Genomic DNA, 14,951 nt, shown 5'->3' on the forward strand with positions numbered 1-14,951 from the left:
GGACATATCGTGGAAATGCTCGCCATAATAAGGACGAGACGGATTTACCACGTCCTGTGATTGAACTGGAGTGTGAGCTGTAATGGGTCAGGAAAAGTTATATATCGAGAAAGAGCTAAGCTGGTTAGCATTCAACGAACGTGTACTTCAGGAAGCGGCCGATAAAAGTAACCCGCTGATTGAGCGTATGCGTTTTTTAGGCATCTATTCCAACAATCTGGATGAGTTCTACAAGGTTCGCTTCGCCGAACTAAAACGCCGAATCATCATCAGCGAAGAACAGGGCTTAAACTCCCACTCGCGGCATCTGCTTGGAAAAATCCAGTCTCGCGTCATGAAAGCCGATCAGGAATTTGATGGCCTCTATAACGAGCTGCTGCTGGAAATGGCACGCAACCAAATCTTCCTGATCAACGAACGCCAGCTCTCCGCGAATCAGCAAAACTGGCTGCGCCACTATTTCAAACACTATCTGCGCCAGCATATCACCCCGATTCTGATCAACCGTGAAACCGATCTGGTGCAGTTCCTGAAAGATGATTACACCTATCTGGCGGTAGAAATCATTCGTGGTGAGACCATTAACTACGCGCTGCTGGAAATACCGTCTGATAAAGTCCCGCGCTTTGTAAATCTGCCGCCGGAAACCCCGCGCCGACGTAAGCCGATGATCCTGCTGGATAACATTCTGCGCTACTGTCTGGACGATATCTTCAAAGGTTTCTTCGATTACGACGCGCTCAACGCCTACTCGATGAAGATGACCCGTGACGCCGAGTACGATCTGGTGCATGAGATGGAGGCCAGCCTGATGGAGCTGATGTCTTCCAGCCTCAAGCAGCGCCTGACGGCAGAGCCGGTGCGTTTTGTCTATCAGCGAGATATGCCGGACGCGATGGTGGAGATGCTGCGCGATAAGCTGACCATCTCCCGCTACGACTCCATAATCCCCGGTGGGCGTTACCACAACTTTAAAGATTTCATTGGCTTCCCGAACGTCGGCAAAGCCAATCTGGTAAACAAACCGCTGCCGCGCCTGCGCCATATCTGGTTCGATAAATTCCGCAACGGGTTCGATGCCATCCGCGAGCGGGATGTGCTGCTCTACTATCCGTATCACACCTTTGAACACGTGCTGGAATTGCTGCGTCAGGCCTCGTTCGATCCGAACGTGCTGGCGATTAAAATCAACATTTATCGCGTGGCGAAAGATTCCCGCATCATCGATGCGATGATCCACGCGGCGCACAACGGCAAGAAAGTGACCGTGGTGGTTGAGCTCCAGGCTCGCTTCGACGAAGAGGCCAACATCCACTGGGCACGCCGACTGACGGAAGCGGGCGTGCACGTCATCTTCTCCGCGCCGGGGCTGAAAATTCACGCCAAGTTGTTCCTGATCTCCCGTAAAGAGGGCGACGATGTGGTGCGCTACGCCCATATCGGTACCGGGAACTTTAACGAGAAAACCGCGCGTATTTACACCGACTATTCGCTGCTGACTGCCGATGCCCGCATCACCAACGAAGTGCGTCGGGTGTTCAACTTCATTGAGAACCCGTACCGCCCGGTGAGCTTCGATTATCTGCTGGTGTCACCGCAGAACTCACGGCGCCTGCTGTACGATATGATCGACAAAGAGATTGCCAATGCGCAGAACGGCTTGTCGTCCGGCATCACGCTGAAGCTCAACAATCTGGTGGACAAAGGCCTGGTGGATCGCCTGTATGCGGCCTCCAGCTCCGGCGTTCCGGTAAATCTGCTCATTCGCGGCATGTGCTCGCTCATTCCGGAACTGGAAGGCATCAGCGACAACATCCGCGTGATCAGCATTGTGGATCGCTATCTTGAACACGATCGCGTCTATATTTTCGATAACGCCGGTGATAAGCGCGTATACCTCTCGTCCGCCGACTGGATGACGCGTAACATTGATTACCGTATTGAAGTGGCGGCACCGCTGCTGGATCCTCGCCTGAAGCAGCGTATCCTGGACATTATCGAGATCCTGTTCAGCGATACGGTGAAAGCACGTTATATCGACAAAGAACTCAGTAATCGCTATGTACCGCGCGGCAATCGCCGTAAAGTGCGGTCGCAGCTGGCGATTTACGATTACATCAAATCACTTGAGCAACCCGATTAACCTATGCCAATAAACGATAATACCCCACGCCCGCAGGAGTTCGCTGCGGTCGATCTTGGCTCAAACAGTTTCCATATGGTCATCGCCCGCGAGGTGGATGGCGCGATGCAGATCATCGGTCGTCTGAAGCAGCGCGTGCATCTGGCCGATGGGCTCGACGCGCGTAACATGCTGAGCGAAGAGGCAATGGAGCGCGGGCTTAACTGCCTGTCGCTGTTCGCAGAACGTCTGCAAGGCTTTTCGCCGTCCAGCGTCTGCATCGTCGGGACGCATACGCTACGCCAGGCGCTGAACGCGCCGGAATTTCTTAAGCGCGCGGAAAAGGTTATCCCCTACCCGATTGAGATCATCTCTGGTAACGAAGAAGCGCGCCTGATTTTTATGGGCGTGGAGCATACGCAGCCGGAAAAAGGCCGCAAGCTGGTGATTGATATCGGCGGAGGCTCAACCGAACTGGTGATTGGCGAAGATTTCGAGCCGCGTCTGGTTGAAAGCCGCCGTATGGGCTGCGTCAGCTTCGCGCAAATGTATTTTCCGGGCGGCGTCATCACCCGCGAAAACTTCCAGCGCGCGCGCATGGCCGCCGTGCAAAAACTGGAAAATCTGGCCTGGCAGTATCGTATTCAGGGCTGGAACGTGGCGCTGGGCGCATCGGGGTCGATTAAAGCGGCCCATGAAGTGCTGCTGGCGATGGGTGAAAAGGACGGGTTTATTACGCCTGAGCGCCTGGTGAAACTCACCGAAGAGGTGCTTAAGCACAAGAGCTTCGACGCCCTGAGTCTGCCGGGCTTGTCCGACGAGCGTAAAGCGGTGTTCGTACCGGGGCTGGCGATCCTCTGCGGCGTGTTTGACGCGCTGGCGATCAAAGAGCTGCGCCTCTCTGACGGCGCCCTGCGCGAAGGTGTGCTGTATGAGATGGAAGGCCGTTTCCGTCATCAGGATATTCGCAGCCGCACCGCGCAGAGCCTTGCCAACCAGTACAATATCGACCGCGAACAGGCGAAACGGGTGCTGGAAACCACGGTTCAGATGTACGAGCAGTGGGAGGAGCAGAATCCAAAGCTGGCGCATCCGCAGCTGGCCGCGCTGTTAAAATGGGCCGCGATGCTGCATGAGGTGGGGCTGAACATTAACCACAGCGGAATGCATCGCCATTCAGCCTATATTCTGCAAAATAGCGATCTGCCTGGCTTCAACCAGGAGCAGCAAACCATGATGGCGACGCTGGTGCGCTATCACCGCAAAGCCATCAAGCTCGACGATCTGCCGCGCTTTACGCTATTTAAGAAAAAGCAGTTCCTGCCACTCATTCAGCTTCTGCGCCTGGGCGTGCTGCTCAATAATCAGCGACAGGCGACCACCACGCCGCCGACGTTGAAGCTTAAAACGGATGACTATCACTGGACGCTGAGCTTCCCGCACGACTGGTTTAGCCAGAACGCGCTGGTGCTGCTGGATCTGGAAAAAGAGCAGCAGTACTGGGAAGCGGTCACCGGCTGGCTGTTGAAGATTGAAGAAGAGAGTTCTGAGGCGGCAGCGTAACGGCTAAGGCGCTCTCCTGAGAAGGCTGTGTTTCGAGCAACGTATCAAGCTCAACTGGCAACCCAATCAAGTAGCCCTGCACATAATCGATACCTAGCGCGTGCACCGCGCTACGTATCTCTTCTGTTTCCACACATTCCGCCACCACCAGCATTTTCTTCATCCGGGCCAGATGGCAAATGGATGCCACGATCTGGTAATCCAGGCTGTTGCTGACAATATTGCGAATAAAGCCGCCGTCGATTTTGAGAATGTCGGCGTCCACGCTTTTTAACCGCGCATAGCTGGCGTAGCCGGTGCCAAAATCATCAATGGCGATCCGTATTCCCATTTTTTGCAATTGCCTGAGGGTGGATGCCGCCAGATCCGCATGACCAAAGGCGCTACTTTCGGTCACTTCAAAGATCAGCTGCCATGCTTCAACGGCATATCTGGCTAACAGGCGGCTCACTTCAAGCGGGAACTGCGCCCGGTAGACGGTAGAAGGTGCGAGGTTGATGGCAAAGCGCTGGCCCGGCAAACGCTGGCGGTGCTGTGCCAGGAAACTCAACGTACGCTCCAGTACCCATAAATCGACACGCGACGATAAACCAAACTCCTGTGCTATGGGCAGGAACTGCTCGGGAAAGATCAGCGCCCCGTTATCATCACGCATTCGCAGCAGCACTTCGTGGTAATGATCGCCGCGCAGGCCGCGAACGGGCTGAACTAACAGGCTAAAAGCGTTCTGCTCCAGCGCTGTCTGCAAACGGCTCATCATCGCCACCTTATCTTTCAGGCTACGCTGCAAGTGAACAGCCCCGCGCTGCTGAAGATTTTCCGGGTGATTCGTTGAGAGGGAGAGGTCAGCCACGATGCCCAGTTCCCCCAGCACCAGATAGAGGTGATTGACGGGTGAGCGTACATAGCAGTAGCTCACGCCAACCTGAGGCTGCACCGGCATACCATCCCAGATAAAAACAAATTGCTTAATATGCTCGTCCAGCGTCTCAATGCGCTGTTGATGCGACTCCGCCTCCAGTCGCACCGCCATGTCATATCCGGTGAGGTGATAGACTTGCTCTTTTGGCTGAAGGGTGCCATTTATCCATTGCGCCAGCTGCTGCTTATACTGGATCCGTAGCAGTACGCCGTAATTACGCCCCAGCACTTCCAGCTCGGGCACGCGCAGTAAACAGAGCGCCGACCAGGGGTTACTGGCCAGCTCTCGCGACAGCGCCCGCAGGTTGGGCATATGCACCACCGGATCGAGAAAAGCCTGACTGCGGGAGCGAATATTGATGGTCCGCTGGCGTGTCGCCAGCATCGACATGTACGTCACAACGAAGGAAAAGACCAGATAGCTGGATGAGGTGATCGCCAGCTGAATGCCATAACCCCCCTGCACCGGAATGTAGTGATAAAAAAAGTGAATCGACACCAGCAGGACCGGCGTCCAGATGATTGACATCAGCTTGTAGCCAAAGCGCATCGCCCCCCAGAGCATCACGGGCATCAGCAGTGACAAAGTGTAGTTGGTGCTGAAAATGGAACTGTTTTCATTCATGGGCAGCAGCAGCATGGCCAGCAACCCACCAAGAGCTAAAAACCACACCACAAACTCAACGGCCGTAACCTTTTTGTCTATTTGCGTGCGGAGCTGGGACATCAGTCCCTTGATATAGCGCGGATGACGTATCAGGCGGATCAGCAGGTAGCTTAGCGGCACACCCGTCAGCCCGCTCACCAGCAGCCCCTGATAGTTAATAAGGGTCCGAATATTGAGGGGATTCAATCCTGCAAGGCTCTGGCGGCTCTCATAGACCCCGAGATAAACCGCAAACTGAAATAGCACCAGAAAAAGCGTTGCCGGGCAAAACACCTGCCAGAAGATACGTTGCCCCATCAGGCGTATGTCACCGTAAGCGGTCATATTGCGTCGGGGCGCAAACACGCGGTAACCGCCCCAGCTGAGCACCAGGGGGACAATAAAATGCAAAATGCCGGTCACGGTTTCAAACAACCCAACGGACGGGTAATAACGTAAAAACAGCGACACCACCACTCCGGGAAGGGCTTCCAGGCCAAAGAACAACATCAGCGTCAGCAGAAAGGAGAGCGGGAGATAATAGAGCGCAACGATACCGTCGCCCAGCTGCGTTAAGGTATTAGCCACACTAAGCACCGGGAGTAACACGACGGGTAATATAAGAGGAAGTGCCCACCAGCGGTCTTTATTTTGCTTCAGGATGTGGTGAATATTCATAGATGCTCGTTTACAACCCTTGCGCTCCAGAGGGTAAATGAAGACAGGCATCCAACCTGACGTACACGATGCCCGGAAAATTCCTGGCAAGCACAGTGGAGGTGGGATTTTAAATATCAACGACGAGATGCCGTTGACCTAAATCAAATTAATTTATCTGAATAAACATTTCTTACGTTTTATTTGAATATTTTTCCTGTAATTATCAATGCGATAAATAAAAGCGTTGTTTTTAATAACATAAATTAATGTAAGCATTGACGGTATTTTACATTTCGCTGAATTGACCCCGACTTGCGGCTGTGCCTTAATAGCCGTATCGCCCAAAAGGGTATACTCAGGAAAAGAAAGTGAGTCAGGCTACGCGTATGCGAAAACGACATCGATTTAACACCCGGATGACCCGCATCATACTGCTCATCAGTTTCCTGTTTTTCTTTGGCCGCTTTGTTTATTCCTCCATTGGCGCCTGGTATCACCATCAGGACAAAATTCAGTCGCAGCAATCAGGTCTTGTAGTGGATTCGCCCGAGCGCTAAAGCGTGTTCGCTCCAGGCAGACAAACTGTATCGCACTGTATCCCGAGCGCTACGCTGACAAACCGGTACAAAACGCCCGCAAAAGCAAACATCCCCGATACATAAAAATGGTCTTCTGTGTCCCTCGCCATAATAAACTGATGAGGAGAGCCACAGATGATTCGTCGATATTTCCTGCTTCCTGTATTTGCGCTGACGTCCTTTGCTGGCGCACTGGCCGCACCGTTGGATGGCCTGAGCGCCGCTGATGTTAATGGCCCGGCCGCCGTAGCGCCGCAGGAAAAACCCCAGCCGCCAGCAAAACTGATCGTCGACCCACCGCTGGCGGGAGCGCTGAGTAAAGGTGCGGTCTTTATTCAGTACCGCGTCGAAAACCTGCGCATTGAACCTGTATTTGGACCCGACGCGCTGAAAGTCACTCCGCGTATCGGCCATATTCACGTAGTGGTGGATGACGCGCCCTGGCACTGGGCTGAAACCAGCGGCGAGCCGGTGATCCTGGTCGGGCTGCCCGCCGGGAAACACAAGGTAACCATCATCGTTGCCGACCCGACGCATAAGCCCATCGACCATAAAACCGTTGAATTCACCGTACCGCCCCACGCGGCGGTTCATCACTTTTAAGGAGCCTGTTATGAAAGCATTGTCTGTATTAACAGCGGCGCTGCTGGCGGTTTCCACCAGCGCGCTGGCAGAGACGAAAGCCAGCGTGGTGCTGGTGCACGGGGCGTTTGCCGACGGGAGCAGCTGGAATAAGGTGATCACCCGGCTGCAAAAACACCATACCGAGGTCATTGAGGTACAACTTCCGCTCACGTCTCTGAAAGATGATGTCGCCGCCACGCAGCGTGCTATTGCCCGGGCTCATGGGGATGTGGTGCTGGTCGGTCACTCCTGGGGCGGGACGGTAATCAGCGAGGCGGGAAACAATGCCCGCTGACGTCACTGGTTTACGTTGCCGCTTTTGCGCCGGATTCCGGCCAGTCGACGGCAGAACTGGCAAATAGCTTCCCTGATCCGCCAGGGAGCGCCAGCCTCGCTAAAACGGCAGAGGGGTATTTATATCTGCCGACAAAAGCGGTCAGCGAGAATTTTGCCCCTGACGTGAAGGACGTTGAGCGCAGCGTGATTGCCGCGACGCAGAGCCCCATTAAGGCCAATGCGTTTGGGGAGAAAGTCGCGCATGCCGCCTGGCATGACAAACCGAGCTGGTATGTGGTCAGCAAACATGAACGGATGATCAATCCTGAGCTTGAGCGCGCAATGGCGAAGAAAATCAACGCCAACACCACGGAGGTTGCGGCAAGCCATGTATCGATGGTCAGCCAGCCGGACGTTGTTACCCGTACGATTGAACAGGCGTTATCGGGTCAACAGTGATAAAAAAAGCCCGCATGATGAACGGTCCGACTTCGGGCCACGCCATCCTACGGGCTTTATGTACTTCCGGCTCCTGTAACGGGGTTATGTGCGGTTTTGTCACAAACGCGCCTTCGCCCTCACTGAACCATCAGAAGCTATACGTCACCTTCAAACTTCCCACAGGAGACGTTTTTCGCTGAACAATGGGGCTATCGCCAGCCTCCCCCGTCAGCTGCGTAACGCCAGCTGCGGCAAGCAGGCTCCAGCGGGAGGTAAGCTTATGGGTCCAGTCCAGATTCAGCGAATACGCATATATTCCCGATCCGGCATCGTGTCGGGCAAAACCCGATGCGGCCGACTGGGCGGCATTCACCCCGTAGTAGGTTTGCACATACTTACTGGATCCCCAGCTACCGGTCAGCGCCAGCGTTAACGCATTTTTCGGAGATGTATAGAGCGGGCTGGCAATACCGAAATGCACAGCTTCACCATTGTCTCTCTCAGAAACCGGGACCTCTGCCTGCAACTGCACGGTCAGCCAGTCAGTCACCCTGTACCCCAGCCCTGGCACAACGATAGCTGAGCCTTTAATGTCACCCATTCCTCGCAGGTCGTCGCTGCCGGAGGCGATCGAATCGCTGCTTACGTCGCGATCCTTACGTCCTGCGCGATAGCTCAGCGCTGCGTTGTAGTCCAGCTTACCAAAGCTGTTGCCGTAGCCGATCCCCCGCGTGGTGCTGACAAAAAAACCATTGGCCATCGCGTAATCAACCACCTGAGCCGCAGAGACCCGGCTCTTGTCCGAACCGGAATAGCGTGGAGAAACATCCACGCCGCCTCCCAGGGTTAACACGTTGCCCTGAGGCTGCTCTGTCGCCAGTGCCGGGGTGGCCAGTAACGCCAGGACGGCCCCCGGCAAGATGCTTTTCATGCTGCGACCGATGCGTGAACGGGGGAAACTATGACGCAGTGTGATGTTTCTCATTAAAGAAGCCCTTTGGATTCAGATAATTGCGATACAAGCGGTGTTAAACGCCAGAGCGCCCATTCTGAATACTCACCCTAAGGTTCTTATGAGCCGTAAATGAAGAAATGCTGAAGCACGTGAAGGTTCTGTAAACCCTGTAGAATTCCTGTTACCGTTTTTTCTTCAGTTGTTCTTCATGCACTGTTGATACAGTTACCAATGTGAAAATTCTACTAATTGAAGACGACCTGGATCTCGGCAACGGCGTACGTTTCGCCCTTGCAGATCAAGGATTTGATGTCATATGGGTACGCCGGAAAGAGGATGCGCTGCATCAGCTTGAGCTCTGCGTGCCGGAGCTTATCCTGCTCGACCTGGGGCTGCCCGATGGCGATGGCATGAGCCTGATGACGCGCCTGCGTCAGCAACTCCGGGGGATGCCCGTCATTATCCTAACGGCGCGAGGCACGCTGCAGGACCGCCTGTGCGGGCTGGACGCGGGCGCGGACGATTATCTGGTCAAACCTTTTGTTCTCGCCGAGCTGCTGGCACGCGTGAGAGCCCTTGCGCGACGCAGTTACGGTTTTGAAAATGAGGCAATAGAAATTCGCGGTTTGTCGCTTCATATTCCGACGCGTCGCGTAACGGTGAGCGCACGCCACGTTGAGCTGACGGCAAGCGAATATGCGCTGCTTGAAACGTTAATGCTGCGCGCCGATCGCGTGCTTACGCGGCGGTATCTGGAAGAGAGGATATTCGGCACGAAAGAAAATCTCAGCAACGCGCTCGACGTGCATATGGGTAACCTGCGGCGAAAAATTGGCGATGGCTTTGTGCGAACGGTGCGGGGCGTAGGGTACGTCATTGATACCGTACCGGTTCAGAAGGCGGCAGGTTGATGCGTAATTTTTGGTACCGCCTCAGGCTCCCTACGCTGGTCAGGCGAATGCTGGTCGCCCAGATGCTGCTGCTTACGTTGCTCTGGTGTTTCTTTTTAACCTTCATTTTGCTGGAGGACCTGCGCAGCCCTCCAATACTCACGGGCAGTGAGACTTACGAAACCCTCTTTTCCCTGGTTGAGAGCATGGAGGATAGGCCGCAGGCGCGTAATGAGGTGCTGGCCGCGTTCAGCAAGGCGCTGCGGGAGGGGTATGGCGGCGGTGAAGATCCGGAACTCGCTATCAACCTGATCGTTCGCAAGCATAATGAGATTATTTTTTCTTCGCGTGGCGCGCCAACGGAGGTGAAAAATAGCCTCCTGGGGGAAATGCAGCGCGTCCGGACCGGAGACCACACCTGGACGAGCCGCACGCTCAAATCCGCGCGCTCCGACGTTGAAGTCACCCTTTTCACCCCGGCTGGCAGCTGGAATTTCTTTATCTACCTGAACTCGCGCGGCTATTACGTCATGCCGCTGCTGGTATGCATCCCTTTTCTTCTGTTTCCCGCGTGGCTGTCAATCCGCATCGCGATGCGCCCCTGGAACAGGGTAGTGAATGAAATTTCATTGCGCACGCCAGACGATCTCTCTCCCTTAAAAGCCGTTCCCAGGCACAGGGAGCTGCGCCAGACGGTGGACGCGATTAATGACTTTCTCGCCAGGGTGCGGGAAAGCGCCGAAAGGGAAAGGGTGTTTATTGCCGATGCCGCGCACGAGCTGCGTACGCCGCTGGCCGCGATGCGAATCAACGTCGAGGCGCTGCAGTCCTCGGTCATCAGCGAAAGCCAGCAGGAGCTGCTTGCAGGCATTGTTCGCAGCAATAGCCGTGCTGCTCGTCTCGTCAATCAGCTTCTGCTGATGAAGCACAGCGAAGCGCACATCGACACGGTAATGGAGCCTGTGCCGCTGACAACGCTTATTCAGGAGCGAATGGCCGCACTGGAGCCGCTGGCATCGGCACGCGGGATTGAGTTTGAATTCTTCGGTGACGATGAAATCCATGTCGCAGGCATTCGGGAACGTCTGGTGTCGCTGATCGACAATTTAATTGAGAATGCCGTGAAGTACAGCCCTGAGGGTGGACGCATTGAGGTACAACTGCAATCGCGTGATAAGTCCGCTCAGCTGCGCGTCTCAGACGCCGGCCCCGGTATCCCGGTTGAACTGCGGGAGCGCGTGTTCGACAGATTTTTCCGCGATCCTAATCAGACCCAAAGCGGGAGTGGACTGGGGCTTGCCATCGTCAAAGCCGTTACGCAGCAACACAACGGCAGGGTCAATCTGAGTACGTCAGCCGAAGGTGGTCTTATGGTGACCGTTGATTTCCCGAATCCGTCGTTCGCATGAACGTAAACCCGGCGCTACACGTCCTGACATGTGTCAGCGCAGCGTTACTTCACGTATGCCGCAGATTGCTTCAATAAAATTACCGTATTTGTTATATTGTTACTCACTGATTATTCACCTCTGCGGTGCCAAAAAGAACAAGATTCACCGCAACCCAGGACAGAAAAATGTTAGATTACCGCTTCCCGACAGCTTTGCAGATGGTTCTCAGCGTAGCGATGGCGGAGCAATCGGGTGAACGTTCGACGAGTGCAATCCTGGCTTACGGCCTGGAAGCGAATCCGAGCTTTATCCGCAAATTAATGGTTCCTCTCGCCCGGGACGGCATCATCGTCTCCACGCTTGGCCGCAACGGCTCTATTCACCTTGGCCGCCCGGCTGAAGAGATCACCCTGCGTGATATCTACCTTTCCGTCACTGAAGATAAAAAGCTGTGGGCGTCCCGTCCTGACGTCCCGGCCCGCTGTGTGGTCAGCGCCAACGCCTGCTGGTACTTCAAATCAATCGCTGATGAAGCGGAGCAGGCTTCGTTAGCGGTTTTAGCGCGCCATACCGTCGCCAGCGCGCTGGAAGAGGTGAAAAAAGCCGATACCAGCGGGTGCGATCCGGTGCCGGAACTCTGTACGCAGCATAAAAAAGCGCCTTAATCCTGACGGATTGCGAAAAAAAAGCCGCCTTCACAGTGAAGGCGGCTTTTTGTTATCTGCTACGTCCTACGCAGGCAACACCTCTCTTTCCGCTTTGCCGCGCGTCACGAACTTACGCAGCGTCACGTAAAAGACCGGCGTCAGGAACAGACCAAACAGCGTCACGCCCAGCATCCCGGAGAAGACGGTGATCCCGGTGACGCCGCGGACTTCTGCCCCTGCCCCGTGACCAAGGATCAGTGGAATGGTCCCGGCAATAAAGGCGATAGAGGTCATTACAATCGGGCGTAAACGCAGGCGGCACGCCTCCAGCGCAGCCTCCATGATGCTTTTGCCCTGAATTTCCAGCTCGCGGGCAAACTCCACGATAAGTATCGCGTTTTTACAGGCCAGCCCCATCAGCACGACCAGCCCCACCTGCACGAAGACGTTGTTATCGCCCCCGGTCAGCCAGACGCCGAACAGCGCGGAGAGCATCGTCATCGGCACGATAAGGATCACCGCCAGCGGCAGCGTCCAGCTTTCATACAGCGCCGCCAGCACCAGGAACGCCAGCAGCACCGCGACCGGGAAGACGATCAGCGCCGTATTGCCCTGGGTGGCCTGCTGGAAACTCAGGTCCGTCCATTCAATATTCATCCCGTTCGGCAGGATCTGCTTAGACATGGCGTCCAGCTGCGTCATCGCCTGCGCGGAAGAGAGCACGCGCGGGTCAGCATCACCAATAAGATCCGCCGCCGGGTAACCATTATAGCGGATCACCGGGTCCGGCCCGTAGGTGGTCGTGATTTTCACCATACTGCCAATCGGCACCATTTCGCCCTGGTCATTGCGTGTGCGTAAATTCGCGATATCTTCCACGCTGTCGCGGAACTGCCCGTCGGCCTGTGCCATTACGCGCCAGGTCCGTCCAAACTGGTTAAAGTCGTTTACATATGACGAGCCCAGATAGGTTTGCAGCGTGCCGAAAAGATCGGTAAGCGATACGCCCTGCGCTTTCGCTTTATCACGGTCAACCTGCACATCCAGCTGCGGAACGTTAGCCTGGTAGGTTGAGATGGGGAAATGCATCCCCGGCGTCTGCATAATCGCCCCGGACATGGTGTTCACCGCGCTTTGCAGCGCGCCATAGCCCAGACCAGCACGGTCCTGAATGTACAGCGAATAACCGGACCCTTGACCCAGCCCTAAAATCGGCGGCGGCAGAATCGAGAAGCCAAAGCCCTGCTGGATTTGCGCGATTTTCGCATTGATCTCCGCGTTAATTTCCGCCGCAGTATGTTTACGCTGGTCGAACGGCTTCAGGCCAAAGAAGACCGTCCCGGTGTTCGGCGTATTGGTGAACTGGAGCGCGTTCAGGCCAGGAAACGCGACCGCATAATCCACGCCTTCGGTATTCATCCCGATTTCGCTCATTTTGCGGATCACCGCATCGGTGCGCGCCAGCGACGAGCCTTCCGGCATTTTCACGCCGCCGATCAGGTACAGCTTATCCTGCGTCGGAATAAACCCGCCGGGTACGACTTTAAACATCACACCCGCGGCACAAAGCAGCAGCAAATAAACCGCAAACACTGCACCGCGTCGGCCAAGCGTTTTACCTACCATTCCCTGATAGCCGGTCGAGCTGCGATGGAAAAAGCGGTTAAACGGACGGAAAATCCAGCCGAACAGACGATCGATAAGCCGGGTCGGGAAATCTTTCGGGGCACCATGCGGCTTCAACAGCAGCGCGGCCAGCGCCGGAGAAAGCGTCAGCGAGTTGATCGCGGAGATCACCGTGGAAATAGCTATCGTTACCGCAAACTGTTTGTAGAACTGGCCGGTCACGCCAGAGAGGAACGCCATCGGCACAAACACTGCACACAGCACCAGCGCAATGGCGATAATCGGCCCGGACACTTCACGCATCGCCTGATGCGCCGCCGCAAGCGGGGCGAGCCCCTCTTCGATATTTCGCTCGACGTTCTCCACCACCACGATGGCATCATCCACCACGATACCGATGGCCAGCACCAGCCCGAACAGGCTCAGGGTATTCAGCGAGAAGCCCAGCAGGTAAAGAATGCTGAAGGTACCCACCACCGATACCGGCACCGCGATCAGCGGGATGATCGACGCGCGCCAGGTTTGCAGGAACAGGATCACCACCAGCACGACCAGCACCACCGCTTCCAGCAGCGTTTGTACAACCGCACGGATCGAATCGCGCACAAATACCGTTGGGTCGTAAGGTGCCGCCCACTTCATATCGTCCGGGAAACGGGTGGACAGTTCGTCCATTTTGGCGCGCACCGCGTTAGACAGATCGATGGCGTTTGCCCCCGGCGACTGGAAGATACCAATCCCGACCGCGTCTTTATTGTTCAGCTGGGAGCGCAGCGCATAGCTGCCGGAACCCATCTCGATACGCGCCACGTCGCGCAGGCGGACGACCGTACCGTCCTGCGTTGTTTTCAGGACAATATTGCCAAACTCTTCTTCGGTATGCAGACGGCCCTGGGCGTTAATGGAGATCAGGAAATCGCTCTCTTTCGGCAGCGGCTCGGCGCCAAGCTGCCCGGCGGATACCTGTACGTTTTGCTCCTGCATCGCCGTCACCACGTCCGAGGCCGTCAGTCCGCGCGCCGCCACCTTGTTTGGATCCAGCCAGACGCGCATCGCGTATTCACCCGAGCCGAAAATCTGGATCTGACCCACGCCGGGCAGACGCGCCAGCTCGTCCTTCACCTTCAGCGTGGCGTAGTTACGCATATACAGTGAATCGTACTTACCGCCAGGCGAAAAGAGATGCACCACCAGCGTCAGCGTTGGCGACTGTTTCTGAGTCGTAATGCCCAGACGCCGAACGTCTTCCGGCAGACGCGCCTCGGCCTGTGCGACGCGGTTTTGCACCTGTACCTGCGCCTGATCCGGGTCGGTACCCGGACGGAAGGTGACGGTAGTCACCAGCACGCCATCGGAGCCCGCGACGGATTTCATGTACATCATGTTTTCAACGCCGTTGATCGCCTCTTCCAGCGGCGTCGCCACGGTTTCGGCAATCACTTTCGGGTTGGCGCCCGGGTACTCGGCGCGCACCTGCACGCTTGGCGGCACGACATCAGGATATTCGCTCACCGGCAGCAGCGGGATGGCGATTAATCCTGTGATAAAAATCAGAATCGACAGTACGGCGGCAAAAATCGGCCTGTCGATGAAAAAACGGGAAAAGTCCAT

General features: G+C 55.7%; 10 protein-coding genes and 1 pseudogene. 8 read left to right on the plus strand and 3 right to left on the minus strand.

Annotated elements, in window-relative coordinates:
• Window positions 1–82: 82 nt before the first annotated feature.
• Complete coding sequence (gene ppk1, locus HWQ15_RS01615; protein ID WP_006811494.1) at window positions 83–2,143, plus strand: polyphosphate kinase 1; 2,061 nt, start codon at window positions 83–85, stop codon at window positions 2,141–2,143.
• A gap of 3 nt (window positions 2,144–2,146) precedes the next feature.
• Window positions 2,147–3,685: an exopolyphosphatase gene (ppx, locus tag HWQ15_RS01620; RefSeq protein WP_003860570.1), complete on the plus strand. Its 1,539-nt coding sequence runs from the start codon at window positions 2,147–2,149 to the stop codon at window positions 3,683–3,685.
• On the opposite strand, the gene HWQ15_RS01625 is transcribed toward ppx, so the two are convergent.
• The gene (locus HWQ15_RS01625; RefSeq protein ID WP_063149259.1) at window positions 3,633–5,930 is read right to left on the minus strand and encodes an EAL domain-containing protein; all 2,298 of its coding nucleotides are present in this window, start codon (window positions 5,928–5,930) and stop codon (window positions 3,633–3,635) included. The two genes, ppx and HWQ15_RS01625, sit on opposite strands and share 53 nt — an antisense overlap.
• A 368-nt stretch (window positions 5,931–6,298) precedes the next feature.
• Between HWQ15_RS01625 and HWQ15_RS01630 the strand changes: the two genes are divergently transcribed.
• The 3 genes and pseudogenes from HWQ15_RS01630 to HWQ15_RS01640 all read left to right on the plus strand — a co-directional run bounded on the left by HWQ15_RS01630 (window position 6,299) and on the right by HWQ15_RS01640 (window position 7,849).
• Complete coding sequence (locus tag HWQ15_RS01630) at window positions 6,299–6,469, plus strand: YfgG family protein (RefSeq protein WP_017383512.1); 171 nt, start codon at window positions 6,299–6,301, stop codon at window positions 6,467–6,469.
• A 156-nt stretch (window positions 6,470–6,625) separates the two neighbouring features.
• Complete coding sequence (locus tag HWQ15_RS01635; RefSeq protein WP_058646174.1) at window positions 6,626–7,093, plus strand: DUF6130 family protein; 468 nt, start codon at window positions 6,626–6,628, stop codon at window positions 7,091–7,093.
• Window positions 7,094–7,103: 10 nt separating this feature from the next.
• Window positions 7,104–7,849, plus strand: a pseudogene (locus HWQ15_RS01640) (alpha/beta fold hydrolase).
• Window positions 7,850–7,979: 130 nt separating this feature from the next.
• Here the strand turns inward: HWQ15_RS01640 and HWQ15_RS01645 are convergent.
• Window positions 7,980–8,816, minus strand: coding sequence for a MipA/OmpV family protein (locus tag HWQ15_RS01645; protein ID WP_063132476.1), 837 nt, complete (start codon window positions 8,814–8,816; stop codon window positions 7,980–7,982).
• A gap of 203 nt (window positions 8,817–9,019) precedes the next feature.
• Between HWQ15_RS01645 and HWQ15_RS01650 the strand changes: the two genes are divergently transcribed.
• The 3 genes from HWQ15_RS01650 to HWQ15_RS01660 all read left to right on the plus strand — a co-directional run bounded on the left by HWQ15_RS01650 (window position 9,020) and on the right by HWQ15_RS01660 (window position 11,732).
• Window positions 9,020–9,697 carry a response regulator gene (locus HWQ15_RS01650; RefSeq protein WP_045621477.1) on the plus strand — a complete coding sequence of 226 codons (678 nt, stop codon included), beginning with the start codon at window positions 9,020–9,022 and terminating at the stop codon, window positions 9,695–9,697.
• Window positions 9,697–11,085: a HAMP domain-containing sensor histidine kinase gene (locus tag HWQ15_RS01655; RefSeq protein ID WP_063149258.1), complete on the plus strand. Its 1,389-nt coding sequence runs from the start codon at window positions 9,697–9,699 to the stop codon at window positions 11,083–11,085. The genes HWQ15_RS01650 and HWQ15_RS01655 overlap by 1 nt, the downstream gene beginning before the upstream one ends.
• 167 nt (window positions 11,086–11,252) lie before the next feature.
• On the plus strand, window positions 11,253–11,732 hold the full coding sequence (locus HWQ15_RS01660; protein ID WP_003860591.1) for an Rrf2 family transcriptional regulator: 480 nt from the start codon (window positions 11,253–11,255) through the stop codon (window positions 11,730–11,732).
• Between the two features lie 66 nt (window positions 11,733–11,798).
• Here HWQ15_RS01660 and oqxB read toward each other — a convergent pair whose 3' ends face one another.
• Window positions 11,799–14,951 carry a multidrug efflux RND transporter permease subunit OqxB gene (gene oqxB, locus HWQ15_RS01665; RefSeq protein ID WP_063216249.1) on the minus strand — a complete coding sequence of 1,051 codons (3,153 nt, stop codon included), beginning with the start codon at window positions 14,949–14,951 and terminating at the stop codon, window positions 11,799–11,801.

Source organism: Enterobacter sp. DSM 30060, from assembly GCF_013375955.1.
Lineage (GTDB): Bacteria > Pseudomonadota > Gammaproteobacteria > Enterobacterales > Enterobacteriaceae > Enterobacter > Enterobacter intestinihominis.

Coding starts and splice junctions, on each gene's coding strand:
- ppk1 (WP_006811494.1), top strand. CDS start 83: ATGGGTCAGGAAAAGTTATATATCGAGAAAGAGCTAAGCTGGTTAGCA.
- ppx (WP_003860570.1), top strand. CDS start 2,147: ATGCCAATAAACGATAATACCCCACGCCCGCAGGAGTTCGCTGCGGTC.
- HWQ15_RS01625 (WP_063149259.1), bottom strand. CDS start 5,930: ATGAATATTCACCACATCCTGAAGCAAAATAAAGACCGCTGGTGGGCA.
- HWQ15_RS01630 (WP_017383512.1), top strand. CDS start 6,299: ATGCGAAAACGACATCGATTTAACACCCGGATGACCCGCATCATACTG.
- HWQ15_RS01635 (WP_058646174.1), top strand. CDS start 6,626: ATGATTCGTCGATATTTCCTGCTTCCTGTATTTGCGCTGACGTCCTTT.
- HWQ15_RS01645 (WP_063132476.1), bottom strand. CDS start 8,816: ATGAGAAACATCACACTGCGTCATAGTTTCCCCCGTTCACGCATCGGT.
- HWQ15_RS01655 (WP_063149258.1), top strand. CDS start 9,697: ATGCGTAATTTTTGGTACCGCCTCAGGCTCCCTACGCTGGTCAGGCGA.
- HWQ15_RS01660 (WP_003860591.1), top strand. CDS start 11,253: ATGTTAGATTACCGCTTCCCGACAGCTTTGCAGATGGTTCTCAGCGTA.
- oqxB (WP_063216249.1), bottom strand. CDS start 14,951: ATGGACTTTTCCCGTTTTTTCATCGACAGGCCGATTTTTGCCGCCGTA.